We start from the raw sequence: 19,187 nt of genomic DNA, 5'->3' as shown, positions 1-19,187 counted from the left end.
GACACCGGGCTTTTTTCAGCCCCCTTCTTGTGAGTCTGCCTGCTATGAATACCCAATACCGTAAACCGCTGCCTGGCACAGAGCTTGAGTTTTTTGATGCTCGCGAGGCGGTGGAAGATATCCAGCCCGGTGCCTATGCACATCTGCCCTATACCTCTCGTGTGCTGGCGGAGCAGCTGGTGCGTCGCTGTGATCCTGAATTGCTTACCGATGCGCTAAAACAGTTGATTGAGCGCAAGAGTGACCTGGATTTTCCTTGGTATCCCGCGCGTGTCGTCTGCCACGATATCCTAGGCCAGACTGCGCTGGTCGATTTGGCCGGGCTGCGTGACGCCATTGCTGAGAAGGGCGGCGACCCCGCCAAGGTCAACCCGGTAGTGCCCACCCAGCTAATCGTTGACCACTCGCTGGCGGTGGAGCACGCAGGGTCGGAAGAGGGCGCCTTCGAGAAAAACCGCGCCATTGAAGATCGCCGCAACGATGATCGCTTCCACTTTATCAACTGGACTAAGACGGCATTTGAGAACGTCGATGTGATTCCCCCCGGCAACGGCATCATGCACCAGATTAATCTGGAGAAGATGTCGCCGGTGGTGCAGAACCGCGACGGCATTGCCTATCCGGATACCTGTGTGGGTACCGATAGCCATACGCCCATGGTCGATGCCCTTGGCGTTATATCCGTAGGTGTGGGTGGTCTGGAGGCTGAAAGCGTCATGCTGGGCCGTGCCTCCATGATGCGCCTGCCGGATATCGTCGGCGTGGAGCTGACCGGCAAGCTGCAGCCCGGCATTACCGGCACCGATATGGTACTGGCGATTACCGAGTTCCTGCGTAAAGAGCGGGTAGTGGGCGCTTACCTGGAGTTCTACGGTGAAGGTGCCGACGCGCTAACGGTCGGCGATCGCGCCACTATCTCCAATATGACCCCCGAATACGGCGCGACCGCGGCGATGTTCTACATCGATGGCCAAACTATCGACTACCTGAAAATTACCGGCCGTGAAGATGAACAGGTGGCGCTGGTCGAAACCTACGCCAAGCACACCGGCCTGTGGGCGGATAGCTTGACCGAGGTTGAGTACGAGCGGGTACTGACCTTTAACCTCTCGTCGGTAACCCGCACCCTGGCGGGGCCCTCCAACCCCCACGCCCATTTGCCAACTTCAGAGCTTGCCCAACGTGGTATTGCTGTTGGGCTTGAGGCGGCACAGGCGGAAGAGAAAGCGGGCAAAATGCCCGATGGCGCGGTTATCATCGCCGCCATTACCAGCTGCACCAATACTTCTAACCCTCGCAATATGGTCGCCGCCGGGCTAATCGCCCGTAACGCCAACCGGTTGGGTTTGCTGCGTAAACCATGGGTGAAGTCGTCGCTGGCGCCGGGCTCGAAAACCGTCAAGATGTACCTGGAAGAAGCTGGGTTGATGAGCGAGCTGGAAAGCCTCGGCTTTGGGGTGGTGGCCTATGCCTGCACCACCTGTAACGGCATGTCTGGAGCGCTGGATCCAAAAATCCAGCAGGAGATTATTGAGCGTGATCTCTATGCGACCGCCGTGCTTTCCGGCAACCGTAACTTCGACGGCCGTATCCACCCCCATGCCCAACAAGCCTTTCTGGCGTCACCGCCTCTGGTAGTTGCCTATGCCATCGCGGGCACGATTCGCTTTGATATCGAAAAAGACGTCCTGGGCGTGGATCAGGCGGGAAATCCTGTCACTTTGAAGGATATCTGGCCAGCGGATGAAGAGATCGATGCGATTGTTAAATCGTCGGTGAAGCCGGAGCAGTTCCGCCAGACCTATATTCCCATGTTCGATCTGGATAAGAGTGCCCGCGCTCAGGTCAGCCCGCTATATGACTGGCGGCCCCAGAGCACCTATATCCGTCGCCCGCCTTACTGGGAGGGCAATATGGCTAAAGTGCGCACCCTGAAAGGCATGCGGCCGCTGGCAATTTTGCCGGACAATATCACCACCGATCATCTCTCACCCTCCAACGCGATTCAGTTGAACAGCGCGGCAGGGGAGTACTTGGCCAAAATGGGCCTGCCGGAGGAAGACTTCAACTCCTACGCCACCCACCGCGGTGACCACCTGACTGCCCAGCGCGCTACCTTCGCCAACCCGAAGTTGTTCAACGAGATGGTGCGCGATGCCGACGGCAACGTTAAACAGGGCTCGCTGGCGCGGGTAGAGCCGGAAGGCCAAGTCACCCGCATGTGGGAGGCGATTGAAACCTACATGGCCCGCAAGCAGCCGCTGATCATTATTGCCGGGGCGGATTACGGTCAGGGCTCCTCACGGGACTGGGCGGCTAAAGGCGTGGCGCTGGCGGGCGTGGAAGCGATCGCCGCCGAAGGCTTTGAGCGTATTCACCGCACCAACCTGATCGGGATGGGGGTGATGCCGCTGGAGTTTGAGCCCGGGACTACGCGTATGACACTGGGCCTGGACGGCACTGAAACCTTTGATGTCGAAGGCGCCGTTTCGCCAGGGGCGATGCTCACCCTAGTGATCCACCGCCAAAACGGTGAAAGCGAGCGGGTTACGGTGAAGTGCCGTTTGGACACCGCCGAGGAGGTGTCTATTTACACTGCTGGTGGTGTACTGCAGCGTTTTGCCCAGGACTTTCTTGAGTCCACGGCGGCTTAATTGAAACGGCCTAGCTGACCAAGTGAACCCGGTGCCTTTAGCTTTTCAGATAAAGCTTGGAGCACCGGGTTATTTTTAGGAGTGGTAATGATGAGCGAGTCAGTTCAAAACAACCGTGTGCCGCAGATAAAAATTCCAGCCACCTATATGCGCGGCGGCACCAGTAAGGGCGTGTTTTTTAAACTAAGCGACCTACCCGAAGCGGCCCAGCAGCCAGGCGTGGCGCGGGATCAGTTGCTACTGCGTGTCATCGGTAGCCCTGACCCTTACGAAAAGCAGATTGATGGTATGGGGGGCGCCACTTCAAGTACCAGCAAGACGGTGATTCTGTCTGAAAGTGAATCGGCAGAACACGATGTGGATTACCTGTTCGGTCAGGTCTCCATCGACAAGCCCTATGTGGATTGGAGCGGTAACTGCGGCAACCTCTCCGCGGCGGTCGGCCCTTTTGCGATTAGCAATGGTCTTGTTGACCCTGCACGTATTCCTGAAAACGGGGTGGCCGAGGTACGCATTTGGCAGGTGAATATACAGAAAACCATCGTCTCACGGGTTCCTATCGTCAATGGCGAAGTGCAGGAAACTGGCGATTTTGAGCTGGATGGCGTGACCTTTCCTGCTGCCGAGATTCCGGTGGCCTTTATGGATCCGGCCGATGGTGAGGGAGCCATTTTTCCCACCGGTAATCTCATTGATCAGCTTGATGTGCCAGGCGTGGGGATATTGAAAGCAACCCTGATTAATGCCGGTATTCCCACCGTGTTTATTAACGCCGCCGACATTGGCTATACCGGCGCCGAGCTGCAGGATGCCATCAATGGTGACAGCCGGGCGCTTGAGATGTTTGAAACTATCCGTGCCCATGGTGCTGTGCGCATGGGGCTAATCAGTGATGTCAGCGAAGCGGGTAAACGACAGCACACGCCCAAAGTGGCTTTCGTAGCGCCGCCGGCGGATTACGTATCATCGAGCGGTAAAAACGTACTGGCGGCGGATATCGATCTGCTGGTGCGAGCGCTCTCCATGGGCAAACTACACCACGCCATGATGGGCACCGCCGCCGTTGCCATTGCTGCGGCGGCGGCCATTGAAGGCACATTAGTGAACCTGGCCGCCGGTGGCGGTAAACGAAACGAGGTCACCTTCGGGCATCCTTCCGGCAGCCTGCGGGTGGGAGCTGAGGCAAGCCTGGTGGAAGGGCGTTGGCATATCGAACAGGCACTGATGAGCCGCAGCGCGCGGGTGTTGATGGAAGGATTTGTGAGAATTCCTGGTGACAGCTTTTAGGACGCATTCCTTGGGCCATACTGAGTAGGTGATTCAACAGTAGGAGATAGATCCATGTCTGCCACATCCGAAGCCAATGAGCGGCCCGATTACGACCCCGAGCTACAGGCTATTGCCGATTACGTACTCAATTATCAGGTGGCGTCCGATGAGGCATTGGAAACCGCCCGCTACTGCTTAATGGATACGCTTGGCTGCGGGCTGTTGGCGCTGCGTTTTCCAGAGTGCACAAAGCACTTAGGCCCGATAGTGGAGGGCACGGTAGTACCGTTTGGGTCGCGGATACCGGGCACCTCGCTTCGCCTTGACCCGGTTAAGGCGGCGTGGGATATCGGCTGTATCATTCGCTGGTTGGATTATAACGACACTTGGCTTGCCGCCGAGTGGGGGCACCCTTCCGACAATCTTGGCGCGATACTCGCCGTTGCTGACCACCTTTCCCAGCAGCGGGTTGCACAAGGCGACGCTGCGCTTGCGATGCGCGATGTGCTCAACGCCATGATCATGGCCCATGAGATTCAGGGCGTGCTGGCGCTGGAGAATAGCTTCAATCGGGTTGGCCTCGATCACGTGGTGCTGGTGAAGGTCGCCTCTACGGCGGTGGCCGCCAAGCTGTTGGGCGCCAATCGTGAACAGTTGCTCTCGGCGCTTTCACACGCCTGGGTGGATGGTCAGAGCCTGCGCACCTATCGTCATGCGCCAAATGCTGGTTCACGTAAAAGCTGGGCCGCAGGGGACGCCACCTCACGGGGCGTGCGCTTAGCGGATATCGCCCTGCGCGGTGAAATGGGTATTCCCAGCGCGCTCTCGGCGCCCCAATGGGGCTTCTACGATGTGCTGTTCAGTCATGCCAACAAAGATTTGAGCCTCAAACCGGAAGCTGACCGCCGCCTACGCTTTCAGCGGGAGTTTGGCAGCTACGTGATGGAGAACATTCTGTTTAAGATCTCCTTCCCCGCTGAGTTTCACGCTCAAACCGCCTGTGAAGCCGCCGTGACGCTCCATCCGCAGGTGAAAGACCGCTTGGCCGATATCGAGAAAATCGTGCTCACCACCCACGATTCGGCTATTCGGATTATTTCCAAAACCGGCGCACTCGCCAATCCGGCGGATCGTGACCACTGCCTGCAATACATGACAGCGGTGCCGCTTATCTTTGGTGCGCTTACCGCCGAGCACTATGAAGACAGCTTTCATGCAGCTCATCCGCTAATAGATGAGCTGCGTAATAAAATGGTGGTAGAAGAAAACGCCGAGTATTCGGCGGATTACCACGACCCTGAGAAGCGCTCTATCGCTAATGCAGTGCAGGTGTTTTTTAGCGATGGGAGTGCGACCGATAAAGTGACAGTGGAGTATCCGGTCGGCCACCGACGTCGTCGGGAAGAGGGGATGCCGCTATTGGTTGAAAAGTTTGAGCGCAATCTGGCAACTCGCTTTCCGACAAGTCGTTGCCAAAAAATCGCCGAGCTGTGCAGTCATCAAACAACGCTTGAAGCGATGCCTGTACACAAATTTATGGATATGTGGATGATTTAACATGCGCTTTTCACAGTGCCCGGTGCTTATGCACACCGGGCACTGTAGCGTTAACGAGCGACATGCTCTCCAATGAGGCTATTCAAATGTCACTTGATCGCGCATGCGGTCAATGGTGGCAGGCCCAATGCCGCTGACGCGCTCAAGATCTGCAGCGCTTTCAAAGACGCCGTTGGTTTCGCGCTCTTCAATGATCGCGTCGGCTCGGCTGGGGCCGATCCCTGGTAGTTCGGCCAGCAGTTCAGCATCGGCAGTATTGACGTTAATCGGGGCTACATCTTGTGCCAGCACGCCACTGGAAAGCCCTAAGCTAATGCTAAACAGTAGTGCGGCCAGCATTCCTTTAAGTGTCATTTTCATATGCAATGATCCTTTTAATAGCGTTGGTTTTTTGTGTTTACACATGCGACGTCGTGTAGAGGTTTCTACCTGTGCCCGCGTTATCAGTGGGCAAGATAAACGCCGCTGCACTTGTTAACTTAGCCTTATTTAAAGCGTGTTTATGTCAGCGATATATGACAGCAGTTGTAAGATTTTAGCTATGGATATATGGCAAATGGCTTACATGATGAGGGCGCGAGGAGTAGGGAGAGGCTGATATAATGGTCAAAAACGTACTTGGAGTAACGTTGTGGCCACCGATTCCCCGATTATTATTGCCCTTGATTACCCGTCGCTAGACGCCGCGCTGTGCATGGCTGATCAGTTGGATCCCACCCGATGCCGTGTGAAAGTGGGTAAAGAACTGTTCACCCGTAGCGGCCCGGCAGTGCTTGAGGCGCTGCATGGGCGCGGATTTGAGGTGTTTTTGGATCTTAAATTCCACGATATTCCCAATACCGTTGCCAGCGCTGTACAGGCGGCGGCGGAGCAGGGCGTGTGGATGGTCAACGTACATGCCAGCGGTGGGCGGCGGATGATGGAGGCGGCCATGCAACGCCTGGATCAGAACGCCTTAACGACCCATCTAATCGCCGTTACCGTATTGACCAGTATGCAGACCGATGATTTGGCAGAGCTGGGGATCAAAACGCCACTGGCAGAACACGTGGAGCACTTAGCGCTCCTGGCCAAGCAGAGTGGTTTGCAAGGGGTGGTCTGCTCGGCCCAGGAGTCTGCGCGAATCAAAACGCTATGCGGTGAGTCGTTCTTGAAAGTGACCCCTGGTATTCGGCCAAGTTTTGCAGTCGCTAATGACCAACAGCGGACGATGGGCCCCAATGAGGCTATGGCAGCGGGAAGCAGCCACCTGGTCATTGGTCGCCCCGTTACTCAGGCTGACGACCCCATGGTAGCGCTTGAGGCGATTGAGGCGGAGCTAGAGGGGCACTAAATATTTCTGCATACCTTAGCTTTGTGAACACTATTCGCCCTCCACGCCAATGACCGGCTTAATCGTGCCCCAGAAGCGGCAACTGGGGCACTGCCACTGTAACGCGTCGCTAGCAAAGCCGCAGCGCTGGCAGCGATGACGCGTGCGGTTAAGCAGCAGCGCATCGGTATGATGTTTTAGTAACAGTAGGCGCGTATCCGGGGAAGGTTTTCCACTAAGGCGCTGGCTTTCAATATACAGATCGATCAAATAATCCAGCCCGCCTAAACTCGGCACGGCGCGCAATCGCTCACCAATCAACTCAATCGCTTTGTCGACGCCGTCACGCTGATGAACGAGCTGACCTAGGGCAATAATGGTACTGGTGTAAGGCGCTAGCTCAAGCAGGCGATAGAGGTGCGCTTCGTAGCCGGTGTCATCATTATTGCGCATATAGGCGTGCTTAAGGGCAGGCAGCATGGTGGGGATATGCGCTATCTCCTGGCCGGGGATGTTGTCTAATCGCTCAATAGCGCGGGCATAGTGCCCGTTGTCCATCTCTAGTTCGGCCAGCATCAGGGTGGCGCGAACGCATTTCTCATCCAGCTGCAGGGCTTTTTTGAGATGCTTTTTCGCCAGAGGTCGACTGGCTTCACTAATTTCTTCCAGTGCCAGCTCGCATAGCCAGTGCGCCGCGGGGCGACGCATCTTAGGATACTGTTTAAGCAGCGGCTGAATAACGTCAAGGGCTTGCTGCCACGCTTTTTCACGCTCTAATAAGTCGACGAGCAGCTGTTTGGCAGCATAGCGGTGATCATCATCACCGCTATGCTCCAGCAGGGTATTGAGTAGCCGCTGGGCGCGGTCATGAACACCAAGCGCCATAAAATCCCGAGCAAGTTCAAGCTGGATCTGTTCGTTAGTGTGCTGCGAAAGGGCGGGGCGAGCCAATAGGTTTTGGTGAATGCTAACGGCTTTGTCGGCCTCGCCGCGGGCGCGAAACAGCTTGCCGAGGGCGATATGGGTGTGAACCGTGTCACTGTTGACCGCTAGCACGTTGATAAAAGTATTGATCGCTTCGTCGGGCTGCTCATTAAGCAGGTAATTCAGCCCGACGAAGTAGTCCCGGGAGAGGCCTTGAGACGAGGCCGCAGGCGGATGGGTGCGATGTCGGCGGCGTAAGGCTTGGCGATAACCTAACCCGTAACCAATGGCAATGGCGACCAACAGTACGCTTAGCAGCGCGACATCCAGCATTTATGCCAGTTCCTTAAACTCCTGAGTGCGTAGGCTATCGAGCTCTTTACGCTGCTGCTTATTCTGGCGCTGGCTGCGGGCCAGGGTGGCTTTTAGCCGCACGTAGACACCTAGCATGGCGAGCATGCCGAGTATGACGCCAAACACCAGGGTAGCGAGTAGCCAAACCGAGAGTGATACCGCTGGCAGCTCCAGCCAGATAAGGTTTAAGGCAATGGTTTGCTGATTATTAACGGCAAACAGAATGCCTACCAGCACTACTATCAGCAAAATAACGGCTAAAATCAGCCCTTTGATCCAACGCATGTGAGTTTCCTAGTCTGTGACGTTCACGGTAGCGCTATTGTGTACGACTCAAGCGGCGACGTCATCCCACAGAAATTAATAGTCGCGTTTTAGTAGCCTAGTGCTCGACTAGCGTCTACCTGCTCGCGTAGCTCCTTGCCAGGCTTGAAGTGCGGCACATACTTACCTTCCAGATCGACTGCATCGCCTGTTTTTGGATTGCGCCCTACCCGCGGCTCCCGATAGTGCAGTGAAAAACTGCCGAAACCACGAATTTCAACGCGACCGCCGCTAGCTAGAGAATCCGTCATGTCGTCCAGGATAATACGCACCGCCGTTTCAACATCTTTGGCGGATAACTCCGGCTGACGCATCGCAATTTGTTCGATTAATTCAGATTTAGTCATCGGTTGGCTCCCTGCGAACATTGAAGGCCGTGACGCGCTCTCGACCTCGCTAACATCAAATTCAGCATACTGCGCAATTCAGTATAAAACAATTCAGATAAAACAAGGTTCTACACTCTTTAATAGCATAGGCGATGGAGGGCGCTGGCGCGACCCCACAGCTTAGGTATACTGGCCTTTCATTTATATAACTGGAGCGGCTGACGTTGAACGACGATAATTCCCCAGCAGCCATTTTGCGCAAACGGCTTTACTGGCACTCCCGGCGCGGTATGTGGGAGCTTGACCTGCTGCTTATTCCATTTCTTGAACAGCGTTTTGACCATCTTAGCGAAGCGGATCAACTGGCCTACCAGCAGCTCATTGAAGGCGAGGATCAGGATCTTTTTGTCTGGCTGATGCACCGAGAGTGGCCCGAGGAGCCTAGCCAGCGGCGTATCGTACAAATGATCGTTGAACATGCTGAAACCACCGATAATTCTGCCTATCGTACCCTCTAAGTATTGGCTACTAGCCCAATGTGGATTGTTGATCGGCATTGTGGCGCTGAGCTATTGGGTAGGGGGCATGCCAGCGGCGGTGGCGATAACGGTGTTAGGCGTTGTCCTTGGATGGCGCGGCTATCTTCGTCAACCCAAAGGCGTGCTCTCGCTTACGTCGACGGCGCCACAAGTTCAAGGTCGTTGGCTGCGCGAGTCGCAGTCTGAAGAGGGGGCTCTCACGCGAAATGAGGCTCTGGGCGATACGGATCGAGTACGCTGTGACTATCTAGGGCCCTGGTTAATAGGGCTTTATGTGGGTAAGCAGCGGGTTTGGCTCTGGCCTGATAGCGCGCCTCAACAAAGCTTGCGTGAGGTGCGCAAGCTCTTTCATCGTCCGGGCCGCTAGCGGTTTGTTGCTAACGCGTCTGTTAAGTCGTTCATCGCAAGCGAAGAAGCAACGGCTTCAGGCTGCCGGCTAGGCCAGTCGGTGGAGTAATGCAGTCCGCGTGACTCATGCCGCTGCTGAGCGGCGAGAACAGTCAATAGTGCTAGCTGTAGGGTCTGGTGCAGGCGTTTGCCTTCCGGGGCTGTTAGGGCTCCCTGAATCTCTTCCACGCTGTTTAGCAGTGACTTCAAGTGCGTCAGGGCAGTACTTAGCCCGGTGGCGCTGCGCACAATGGAGACATGCTGGCTCATGGTGGTGCGCATTTGTTGGCGTATATCGCTGAGCACTGCCTTGGGTAAGACAGTCGCCGCAGCCTGCGCCGGGGGCTGAAATCCGCTACCGCTGGTCGTTTGGCCGTGCTGTTCCACGTCGGCTAACAGCGCTTGTGCACAGCTGCGGGCAAATACCAAGCACTCTAACAGCGAGTTGCTGGCCATACGGTTGGCGCCATGAAGCCCCGTGCAGGCGGTTTCACCGATGGCATAGAGGTTGGCAACGCTCGTGGCGCCTTGCAAGTTGGTGGCGACACCGCCGCAGCTATAATGGGCGGCAGGCACCACGGGGATAGCCTGCTGGGTGATATCAATCCCCCGGCAGGCACAGTGCGCCAGAATAGTGGGGAAGTGGTGGCGAATTGCCTTTTCACCTAAATGGCGAATATCCAACCACACGTGGCCCAGAGCGCTGCACTGTATTTCGGCATCAATGGCGCGGGCGACGACATCCCGCGGGGCTAGCTCCGCACGCTTATCCAGCGCCAACATGAAACGCTCTCCCGCCTCATTGAGCAGATGCCCGCCTTCACCACGAACCGCCTCACTTATCAAAAACGCCGGGCCTTCGGGGTCAAACAGGCAGGTTGGATGAAACTGTTGAAACTCTAGATTCATTAACCGAGCACCCAGCTCTGCAGCCATCATCATGCCTTCGCCGCTACTGGGAGCGGGCGTAGTGGTGTGGCGGTAAAGGCCGCTTGCGCCGCCGGTTGCCAATACGGTTTGGCGCGCAGTGAGCGAGTGCCACTGGTGGTTGGCATCGCTGCCATAGGCGCCGCGGCAGGCACCTTGGGAATCTTGTAGCAGACCAACCACCGTTAGGTCGTTGCGCTGGGTGATATTGGGGTGCTGTGCTACTTTGGCTACAAGCGTATCCACCACGGCGCGGCCGGTGGCATCATCCGCGTGGATAATCCGACGTGCGTTGTGGCCGCCTTCTCGGGTTAAATGATATGGGTAACGTGCTGCAGGGTCGTTCTCGGGGGTAAAGGGAACGCCCTGATCAATCAACCACTGAATAGCAGCGGGCCCATGGGTAACGGTAAAGCGAACGGCCTCGATATCGCATAGACCATCGCCAGCCACCAAGGTGTCATTGATATGCGCGTCGAGGTCGTCATCCGGCGAGAGCACGGCGGCAATGCCGCCTTGAGCCCAGCGGCTGGCGCCTTGATCATCTTGTGCAGGGCGAACCAGCGTCACGGACCTGTGGTCAGCCACTTCCAAGGCAAGGGTGAGCCCAGCGACGCCGCCGCCAATGATAAGTACATCGGATGTTGGCGTGCTCATGGTGCCCGCTCCCTCTTGATACTGATCGAAATATTGCAAACCCTAAACGTCACTAGCTTCGTCGCGCGCGAAAAGTTAGAAGGCAGGCATCATAGCGCGGCGATTAGCGTTTAGCGATGCTTTGGCTTAAGAAATGAGTGATATTCGGGGAGACAATTGCGCGATGTTCAAGTACGCGAATAGGCGCAGTAAAAGGCTTCGTAAAGAAAGCCGATACAGGAAATAAATGACTGAAGAAGAAAAGCTGGAGGGGAAGTAAAACAACAGAAGTGGTGCCCGGAGCCGGACTTGAACCGGCACGGGGTTGCCCCCGAGAGATTTTAAGTCTCTTGCGTCTACCGATTTCGCCATCCGGGCTATACATCACAAAAAATCACATCGCAATGCTGTTTCGTTCTGCTTAAAACACCACTGCTACACAAAGATGGAGGCTGGAGTCGGAATCGAACCGGCGTACACGGAGTTGCAGTCCGCTGCATAACCACTCTGCCATCCAGCCTCAAAAGTCGTTGGAGCGGGAAAGGAGATTCGATCGGACTGGCGCACCAGCTCACGACCCTAGCCTTCAATACCACACATCCAAAATGGAGCGGGAAAGGAGATTCGAACTCCCGACCCTCGCCTTGGCAAGGCGATGCTCTACCACTGAGCTATTCCCGCTCGACTCGAGGGCGAATTATACGGATCGCCACCGTGTTGTCAATCAATGAATTAGCGTGTGTTCCTTATTTACTTATCAGCAGCTTACATGGAGCGGCTAAGATGCGGCCAGGCGGCTTTTAGGTACTGAATCATCGACCACAGCGTTAGGATAGCGGCGGTATATAGTACTACAACGCCTAACAGCGTAAATTCGTGCGTCGGTGGAAGCGCCAGCAAGATCAGCAGTGACACCATTTGCAGAGTGGTTTTAAGCTTGCCTATCCAAGAAACCGCCACCATGCCGCGTTTGCCCATTTCAGCCATCCACTCACGCAGCGCCGAAATGACAATTTCCCGCCCGATAATCACCAGCGCAGGGAGCGTCAGCACCAGGGTGTCGTAACGCTCGATCAATAGCGCTAGGGCGACGACCACCATGAGTTTGTCAGCCACTGGGTCTAAAAAAGCGCCAAAAGGCGTTGACTGATTCCAGCGTCGCGCTAAATAGCCATCCAGCCAGTCGGTAATGGAGGCCAGACCAAATAGACCGGCCGCCACGGGCATGCTCCAACTGAAGGGTAGATAAAACAGCACCACTAGCAGCGGAATAAAGGCGATTCTCGCCAGTGTCAGTATGTTGGGTATATTCATCGCAGAGAGCGATCCTTGCCGGAAAATCAGAGGATTCGAAGTGTCTGGCCTCATTCTATCCCCCTTGGCCGATGGCATCCATGCCAAACGGGCGTTTATCCGTTGAGTGCTCGGTAAATACTCTCGGCTAACGACGCATTAATGCCCGGTACGCGAGCGAGTTCATCGCGGCTGGCCTTTTGCACGCCCTGCAGGCCGCCGAAAAAGCGCAGTAATTCCCGTCGACGTTTGGGGCCAATGCCGGGGATATCTTGTAGGGTTGAAGTGCGTCGCGCTTTATCGCGCTGAGCGCGGTGGCCAGCAATGGCAAAACGGTGTGATTCATCACGAATATGCTGGATCAAGTGTAGGGCGGGGGAGGCAGGGTCCAAATCTAGCGGATTGTCCGCTGTTTCCACAAACAGGCTTTCAAGCCCCGCCTTACGCGTGGTGCCTTTGGCGACACCCAATAGAATGATGTTGACGATGTCGAGTTCTTTAAACACCTCGCGGGCCATATTGAGCTGGCCCTTGCCACCGTCGACGATCAGGATGTCAGGGGCGACTGCTTCACCGCTTTTCACGCGCTTAAGGCGTCGGGTTAGGGCCTGCTGCATGGCAGCGTAGTCATCACCGGCGGCTACCCCTTCAATGCGGAAATGGCGGTAATCGCTTTTGCGTGGGCCTTGATGATCAAACACCACGCAGGAGGCAACGGTCGCCTCGCCGTGGCTATGGCTGATGTCGAAACACTCCAGGCGTTGCGGTGTGTCCGCTAAGCCCAGCGCTTTCTGCAGGGCGGTAAAGCGTTGAGTGAGCTGGGTTTGGTTGGCCAGTTGAGAGGCTAGCTGCTGCTCAGCGTTGGTAATGGCGAGCTGTTGCCACTGGGCGCGGTGGCCGCGCACTTGGCTGGTAACGCGAATGCGCTTGCCCGCCTGTTGGGTCAGCGCTTCGGCAATCAGCTCGCTGTCGTCTAACGGGTGGCTGGTAATCACTTCGCTGGGCACGTTGTGCGGTTGACCGAAATAGTATTGGCTGACTACTTCGGTGAGCAGCGTTTCAAGCGGTAGATCCAGATCGTTTTTCGGCGTGTGATGACGCGCCCCCAGCAGGCGACCATCGCGCACGCTCAACACCGAAACGCCCAGTGCACCGGGGCGCTGGGCGAGGGCGAAAATATCCGCATCACCGCCGCCGGTGTCGACAAACTGGCGTTGCTGAAGCTGGCGCAGTTGCTGAACCTGGTCGCGAAGACGGGCGGCCTCCTCGAAGTTGAGTGCCTGGCTGGCCTTTTCCATCGCCTCCATCAGTTCTTGAGTAACACTCTCACTTTTGCCTTCCAGGCACATCACTGCGTGTTCGAGGTCGCGGCGGTAGTCTTCGGCGGAGATATAGTCGACGCAGGGAGCGCTACAGCGATGAATCTGATACTGCAAGCAGGGGCGTGAGCGATGGGCAAAGACGCTGTCCTCGCAGTTGCGAATATGAAATATCTTTTGCATCAGCGCCAAGCTTTCACGCACGGCTCCGCTGCTAGGGTAGGGGCCTAGGTAGCGACCATCGTCGCTGCGCTGACGGGCGCGCTTATACTCAAGTGCCGGGTAAGGATGGCGGTCGGTGACAAAGACAAACGGGTAGGACTTATCGTCGCGCAGTAAAATGTTATAAGGCGGACGCAATTGTTTGATCAGCGTCTGTTCGAGCAGAAGGGCTTCAGTTTCCGTGCGGGTGACGGTGACCTGAACGTCGGCGATACGCCCCACCATGGCCTGGGTTTTGGTATTCAGTTGACCACGGAAATAGCTGGCTAGGCGTGCCTTTAAGCGCTTGGCTTTGCCCACATAGAGCGTATTGCTTTGCTCATCAAGCATGCGGTAAACCCCTGGCGAGGAGCTTACCGAGCTCAAGAACTGTTTTGAATCAAAGGTCATATTAGCGTGTCGGTACCCGATAACAGCAGGGAAGATAGGGGTTATATTTGGGTGGCGTCAAACCCCTCGACCAGCCCGTGACGGAGCGCTAAGTGAGTAAGCTCGACGTCGGTGGCAACCTGTAGTTTATCAAAGAGTCGGTAACGATAGGTGTTTACCGTTTTAGGGCTTAAGTGCAGGCGATCGGAGATATCTTGCACTCGCTGGCAGTTAACGATCATCAGGGCAATCTGTAGCTCACGGTGGGAGAGGTGGCTAAACGGATTATCTTCCTCGGTGAAGTGCGAAAGCGCCAGGCGTTGGGCAATTTCCTGACTGACATAGCGGCGGCCATGAAACACTTGGCGAATGGCATCGGTCATTTCTATCGCATCTGCACCTTTGCTTAAAAAGCCTGAAGCACCTGCTTCAAGCATGCGGCGCAGCACGCTGTCTTCCATATGCGCGGTCAAGATCAAGACCTTCACGTCTTCCATGTTGCGGTGAATGCGTCGAGTGGCTTCGAGCCCGCCTATGCCCGGCATGCGAATATCCATCAACACGATGTCGGGTTTTAAATGGCGACACTGTGTTACTGCACTTTCGCCATCGTCGACCTCGCCCACAATTTTAATGTCACACTCTTCATTTAGCAGGTGAGCAATGCTAGTTCTTACTAGGTGATGATCATCGGCGATAAGTACACTGATCAATGGACAGGCTCCTGCTTGGAAACATCATGGACTCAGGCGTTGGCCTTGGACACTACTCTATCTTGTTAACTATATGTGCATATAGAGTGCCACAGCTAACGACAAAGGAGAATTAGTTGTCCGCTGCTGATGTAAAAACTTGACCGCGGTAAATGTTCACCGTAGTATCCGCCTCGCTGTTGGAAAGACAGCACGTGGGGCCTTAGCTCAGCTGGGAGAGCGCAACACTGGCAGTGTTGAGGTCAGCGGTTCGATCCCGCTAGGCTCCACCAACAAAAATTTCACCCAATATTAGAAAAAAGCCTCGTTGTTTAAACGAGGCTTTTTTTGTTTGCAGTAAATCGTTTATTCAGTGACCTTACCCAGAAGCAAAAATTCGATCAACGCTTTTTGTGCATGCAGGCGGTTGCCTGCTTCCTGCCAAACCACGGCACGTGGGTCGTCGAGCAGCGTGTGGCTGATCTCTTCTCCGCGATGGGCAGGCAGGCAGTGCAGGAAGAGGACGTCTTGGTCTGCCTGATCGAGCATGGCTTCAGTAACTTGGAAACCTGCGAAGTCGGCTTCACGTTTCGCCTGCTCCTCCTCTTGGCCCATGGAGGCCCAAACGTCGGTAGTGATCAGGTCGACGTGCTTTACCGCTTCCTGAGGGTCGTGCATCAGCGTTACTTGATCGCCAGCGGCCGCCATAATATCGGCTCGGGGCTCGTAGCCTTTCGGGCAGCAAATGCGCAGATGGAAACCGAATTGGCGAGCGGCATTGATCCAGGAGTGGCACATGTTGTTACCATCACCAATCCACACTGCTGTGCGTCCCTTTACGCTGCCGCGTAGCTCAGTCCAGGTCATCACGTCGGCAAGTAGCTGGCAGGGGTGGTAGTCATCGCTTAAGGCGTTAATCACCGGTACGCTGCTGGCGCTGGCGTAGGTTTTCAGCCCAGCGTGGGAGAAGGTGCGAATCATCACCGCATCGACCATTTCAGACAGTACGCGAGCGGTGTCTTCAATTGGTTCGCCACGACCCAGCTGAGTATCGCGGGGGGAGAGAAAGAGTGCATGGCCGCCAAACTGTGCCATTCCCGTTTCAAACGAAACCCGTGTACGCGTCGATGATTTTTCAAAGATCATCGCCAGGGTACGGTTGGGGAAGGGTGTGTAAACAGGACCTTGAGCTTTTAGATTAGTTTTGATCGTAATGGCACGCTGGATCAAATAGTCCAGCTCATCTGGGGTCAAATCTAGCAAGGTCAGGAAATGGCGTGTCGCCATAAGGGCTTCTCTCCGCGCAAAAACACTATCCTAGCTATGCTGCAGGGGATGCGCAACGCGAACGGCATGCGTAGAATGCCATATACACGTTAAAGCCGAGCGCTCTACTCAGGTACTATTCTAAGTACGATTTCTTAAGTACTAGTCTCAAGTACCCATTACAAGGGCTAGGTTTTAGAATCTGGTTCAAGGGCTAAGCCTAGTAGATGAGTGAGAGGGCATCGGTCATCAATAAGCGAGGAAATAGTATGAGCACAACTGCCGAAAACATTCAGCGTCAAATTAGCGAAAATCCGATCCTGATTTACATGAAAGGTTCGCCCCAACTGCCTCAGTGTGGGTTTTCTGCCCAGACCGTCCAAGCGCTTATGAGCTGTGGCGAGCGTTTTGCGTTCGTTAACGTTCTGGATAATCCGGATATTCGCGCCGAGCTACCCAAGATTGCTAACTGGCCGACCTTCCCGCAACTGTGGGTAGAAGGCGAGCTGGTGGGTGGTTGCGACATCGTGGTTGAGATGCATCAAAGTGGCGAGCTGGAAAAGTTAGTAAAAGCCGCTGCTGAGCGTGCTGGTGCGGCGGAAGGTGGTGATAACGCCTAGGCGTTGTCTAAAGTCCGCTTTATTCAGGCGGTTGGCGGGCTGCGGTGCAACCGTTAGAATGGCGTTTGTTCTCGCATCGTCTTTGTTATGCATCGTGGCCTTTGCCCCGCGCTGGCTACAGCGTGGGGCAAGTCTGCCCGCCGAAGGAAGTACAGCTTCATGAGCTATCAGGTTCTGGCCCGTAAGTGGCGGCCTCGCACATTCCACGAACTCGTGGGCCAGGCCCATGTTCAACGCGCCTTGGTCAATGCCCTGGATCAGGGCCGTCTGCACCATGCTTACCTGTTTACGGGTACTCGTGGTGTGGGCAAAACCACCTTGGCGCGTATTCTTGCCAAGTGTTTGAACTGCACGGCTAACGGGCGTGGTGATGAAGGCATTACCTCTACACCGTGTGGGCAGTGCGATAGCTGTCAGGCAATTGATGAAGGGCGCTTTGTTGATCTTATTGAGGTCGATGCGGCGTCAAGAACCAAAGTAGAAGATACCCGGGAACTGCTGGACAATGTCCAGTATGCGCCTACCCAAGGGCGTTATAAGGTGTACCTGATCGATGAGGTGCACATGCTTTCCACCAGCAGTTTCAATGCGCTGCTGAAAACGCTGGAAGAGCCTCCCCCTCACGTTAAATTTCTGTTGGCGACCACCGATCCGCAAAAACTGCCGCCGACGGTACTTTCACGCTGTCTTCAATTTACCCTCAAACATATGCCACCAGAGCGCGTGGTGGAGCATCTCACCTATGTGTTGGGTGAAGAGGGCGTCGCTTTTGATGAAAGCGCCTTGTGGCTATTGGGTAAGGCGGCGGAAGGCTCAATGCGCGATGCCATGAGCCTCACCGATCAGGCTATTGCGTTTGGCCAGGGGGCCGTTCGTCATGCGGATGTGGCCGCCATGCTGGGCACCCTGGATCATCGCCATATTCTTGGGCTGGCAGAATCTCTGGCCGATGTGGATGTACAGCGCCTGCTCTCCGAAGTGGCCGAATTAGCCGAGCAAGGCCCGGACTTTGCCGCGGTGTTGGATGAGCTATCGAGCATACTGCACCGCTTGGCAGTGGCGCAGATGGTGCCGGATGCAGTGGATAACAGCCACGGTGATCGTGATGCTATCCTGCAGCTGGCAAGCCGCTTCACTGCTGAAGACATTCAGCTCTATTACCAGATTGGTATTCAGGGGCGTGGGGACATGGTGCACGCTCCTGATTTGCGCAGCGCGTTAGAGATGACGTTGCTGCGTATGTTGGCATTTCGCCCTCAGGGTGTACCGAAACCGCCGCGTACCCCGCTACCGCTTCGCCGCGAGCCTTCTCAATCGGCAGCGACCGAAACGAGTGCCCAAGTAGCAGAGACGCCATCACCGGCGCCGCAGCCCTCGCCAGCAGCTGATGCAAAGCCAGAAGTCCATTCCACACCAGGCGCTCAGCCTGAAACGCCATTAGAGCCAAGCCCTGAGCAGACAGCGTCTGCCGCTGAAGAGGAGCCGCCGCTGCAAGAGCCACCGCCTTGGGCAGTCGAAGCGGATACGCAAGCGTCTGAGGTGGAAGCTCCCCAGCAAGCCTCTGAGCCAGAGGCTATGTCTGAATCAGAACTCGTTACTGAGCCCAAGCCTGTTACTGAGCCAGAGCCAGCCTCAGCGCCTGCACCCGATTCCGAGCCCCAAACGGTGGAGCCCTCAACGGTGTTAGCGCCAGAAGCCTTTCCAGAAAGCCGGCCGGACATTCAGTCTGGCAAGCTGGATAATGCGCAGTGGTTGCAGTGCTTTGATTCTCTTGGCTTGGGCGGCTTAACCCGTAACTTGGCGGGCAACTGCCTGGTCGAGAGTGACGACGGTACGCTGCTGACGCTGCGCCTCGACCCCAGCCAAGAGGCCATGCAGGCGGAAGTACATCAAACCCGCATTGAGCGGGCGCTAAAAGAGCAGGGCATGCCAAGGCGAATAGCGTTTTACGTTGCCGAGTTGTCTAATAGCCTTGAGACGCCACGGCAGCGCGAAGAGCGTCTTAATAAAGAGCGTCATGCCCAGGCGGTTGATCTACTCAATCACGACCCCCATGTACAAAAGTTACAGCAGGCGTTTGGGGCAAAGCTGATAGAATCCAGCGTAAAGCCTGCCAACGCTATGCGCTAAGCTCATTTTCTAGACGCGTGATAGAAACACTCGTTTTAGCTATACCTTTTAACTACGTATGTTG

The 19,187-nt window shown here is 55.7% G+C and carries 17 protein-coding genes and 4 tRNA genes; 9 read left to right on the top strand and 12 right to left on the bottom strand.

Features of this window, described 5'->3' with window-relative positions:
- The first annotated feature begins 44 nt into the window (after nt 1-44).
- The 3 genes from acnD to prpD all read left to right on the top strand — a co-directional run bounded on the left by acnD (nt 45) and on the right by prpD (nt 5,480).
- A complete protein-coding gene (gene acnD, locus LMS44_RS14465; RefSeq protein ID WP_498945474.1) occupies nt 45-2,654 on the top strand; it encodes a Fe/S-dependent 2-methylisocitrate dehydratase family protein in 2,610 nt (869 codons plus the stop codon).
- A gap of 87 nt (nt 2,655-2,741) precedes the next feature.
- Nucleotides 2,742-3,941: a 2-methylaconitate cis-trans isomerase PrpF gene (prpF, locus tag LMS44_RS14460; RefSeq protein WP_051052137.1), complete on the top strand. Its 1,200-nt coding sequence runs from the start codon at nt 2,742-2,744 to the stop codon at nt 3,939-3,941.
- Between the two features lie 54 nt (nt 3,942-3,995).
- Nucleotides 3,996-5,480 carry a 2-methylcitrate dehydratase gene (gene prpD / locus LMS44_RS14455; protein WP_009288001.1) on the top strand — a complete coding sequence of 495 codons (1,485 nt, stop codon included), beginning with the start codon at nt 3,996-3,998 and terminating at the stop codon, nt 5,478-5,480.
- A gap of 78 nt (nt 5,481-5,558) precedes the next feature.
- Here the strand turns inward: prpD and LMS44_RS14450 are convergent, their stop codons facing one another.
- Nucleotides 5,559-5,840, bottom strand: coding sequence for a ComEA family DNA-binding protein (locus tag LMS44_RS14450; protein ID WP_039860098.1), 282 nt, complete (start codon nt 5,838-5,840; stop codon nt 5,559-5,561).
- A 271-nt stretch (nt 5,841-6,111) separates the two neighbouring features.
- Between LMS44_RS14450 and pyrF the strand changes: the two genes are divergently transcribed.
- A complete protein-coding gene (gene pyrF, locus LMS44_RS14445; protein ID WP_009288002.1) occupies nt 6,112-6,813 on the top strand; it encodes an orotidine-5'-phosphate decarboxylase in 702 nt (233 codons plus the stop codon).
- A 30-nt stretch (nt 6,814-6,843) separates the two neighbouring features.
- On the opposite strand, the gene lapB is transcribed toward pyrF, so the two are convergent.
- The 3 genes from lapB to LMS44_RS14430 form a co-directional block, all read right to left on the bottom strand.
- On the bottom strand, nt 6,844-8,049 hold the full coding sequence (gene lapB, locus LMS44_RS14440) for a lipopolysaccharide assembly protein LapB (protein ID WP_009288003.1): 1,206 nt from the start codon (nt 8,047-8,049) through the stop codon (nt 6,844-6,846).
- A complete protein-coding gene (locus LMS44_RS14435) occupies nt 8,050-8,355 on the bottom strand; it encodes a LapA family protein (RefSeq protein ID WP_027958442.1) in 306 nt (101 codons plus the stop codon). It lies immediately after the preceding gene.
- An 89-nt stretch (nt 8,356-8,444) separates the two neighbouring features.
- Nucleotides 8,445-8,741, bottom strand: a complete 297-nt coding sequence (locus LMS44_RS14430) for an integration host factor subunit beta (protein WP_008959540.1) — start codon at nt 8,739-8,741, stop codon at nt 8,445-8,447.
- A 206-nt stretch (nt 8,742-8,947) separates the two neighbouring features.
- Between LMS44_RS14430 and LMS44_RS14425 the strand changes: the two genes are divergently transcribed.
- Together LMS44_RS14425 and LMS44_RS14420 are read left to right on the top strand one after the other, a co-directional pair.
- Nucleotides 8,948-9,241: an FAD assembly factor SdhE gene (locus tag LMS44_RS14425; RefSeq protein ID WP_039860102.1), complete on the top strand. Its 294-nt coding sequence runs from the start codon at nt 8,948-8,950 to the stop codon at nt 9,239-9,241.
- On the top strand, nt 9,201-9,629 hold the full coding sequence (locus LMS44_RS14420; protein WP_498945469.1) for a hypothetical protein: 429 nt from the start codon (nt 9,201-9,203) through the stop codon (nt 9,627-9,629). The genes LMS44_RS14425 and LMS44_RS14420 overlap by 41 nt, the downstream gene beginning before the upstream one ends.
- Here LMS44_RS14420 and nadB read toward each other — a convergent pair.
- The 7 genes from nadB to uvrY form a co-directional block, all read right to left on the bottom strand.
- Entirely contained in the window at nt 9,626-11,233 is a 1,608-nt protein-coding gene (gene nadB / locus LMS44_RS14415; RefSeq protein ID WP_414122038.1) for an L-aspartate oxidase, read from the bottom strand. The two genes, LMS44_RS14420 and nadB, sit on opposite strands and share 4 nt — an antisense overlap.
- Before the next feature lie 270 nt (nt 11,234-11,503).
- A tRNA-Leu gene (locus LMS44_RS14410) sits at nt 11,504-11,590 on the bottom strand.
- Between the two features lie 68 nt (nt 11,591-11,658).
- Nucleotides 11,659-11,732, bottom strand: a tRNA-Cys gene (locus tag LMS44_RS14405).
- Between the two features lie 86 nt (nt 11,733-11,818).
- Nucleotides 11,819-11,893, bottom strand: a tRNA-Gly gene (locus LMS44_RS14400).
- 84 nt (nt 11,894-11,977) lie between these two features.
- Entirely contained in the window at nt 11,978-12,526 is a 549-nt protein-coding gene (pgsA, locus tag LMS44_RS14395; RefSeq protein ID WP_022522907.1) for a CDP-diacylglycerol--glycerol-3-phosphate 3-phosphatidyltransferase, read from the bottom strand.
- Nucleotides 12,527-12,621: 95 nt separating this feature from the next.
- The gene (gene uvrC / locus LMS44_RS14390; RefSeq protein ID WP_009288006.1) at nt 12,622-14,436 is read right to left on the bottom strand and encodes an excinuclease ABC subunit UvrC; all 1,815 of its coding nucleotides are present in this window, start codon (nt 14,434-14,436) and stop codon (nt 12,622-12,624) included.
- A 41-nt stretch (nt 14,437-14,477) separates the two neighbouring features.
- A complete protein-coding gene (uvrY, locus tag LMS44_RS14385; RefSeq protein WP_009288007.1) occupies nt 14,478-15,128 on the bottom strand; it encodes a UvrY/SirA/GacA family response regulator transcription factor in 651 nt (216 codons plus the stop codon).
- A gap of 196 nt (nt 15,129-15,324) precedes the next feature.
- Here uvrY and LMS44_RS14380 point away from each other — a divergent pair.
- Nucleotides 15,325-15,400: transfer RNA gene (locus LMS44_RS14380), tRNA-Ala, on the top strand.
- A gap of 73 nt (nt 15,401-15,473) precedes the next feature.
- Here the strand turns inward: LMS44_RS14380 and argF are convergent.
- Nucleotides 15,474-16,394, bottom strand: coding sequence for an ornithine carbamoyltransferase (gene argF, locus LMS44_RS14375; protein ID WP_159176999.1), 921 nt, complete (start codon nt 16,392-16,394; stop codon nt 15,474-15,476).
- Nucleotides 16,395-16,642: 248 nt separating this feature from the next.
- On the opposite strand from argF, the gene grxD reads away from it, so the two are divergent.
- Nucleotides 16,643-16,993 carry a Grx4 family monothiol glutaredoxin gene (gene grxD / locus LMS44_RS14370; RefSeq protein WP_022522910.1) on the top strand — a complete coding sequence of 117 codons (351 nt, stop codon included), beginning with the start codon at nt 16,643-16,645 and terminating at the stop codon, nt 16,991-16,993.
- A gap of 159 nt (nt 16,994-17,152) precedes the next feature.
- Nucleotides 17,153-19,123, top strand: coding sequence for a DNA polymerase III subunit gamma/tau (gene dnaX, locus LMS44_RS14365; protein ID WP_039860109.1), 1,971 nt, complete (start codon nt 17,153-17,155; stop codon nt 19,121-19,123).
- Nucleotides 19,124-19,187: the final 64 nt, after the last annotated feature.

It is taken from the genome of Halomonas profundus, from assembly GCF_020865425.1.
GTDB classification, from domain to species: domain Bacteria; phylum Pseudomonadota; class Gammaproteobacteria; order Pseudomonadales; family Halomonadaceae; genus Vreelandella; species Vreelandella titanicae.
Note: the sequence above shows the minus strand (reverse complement) of the source record. Positions and strands in the feature narration are given on the sequence as shown.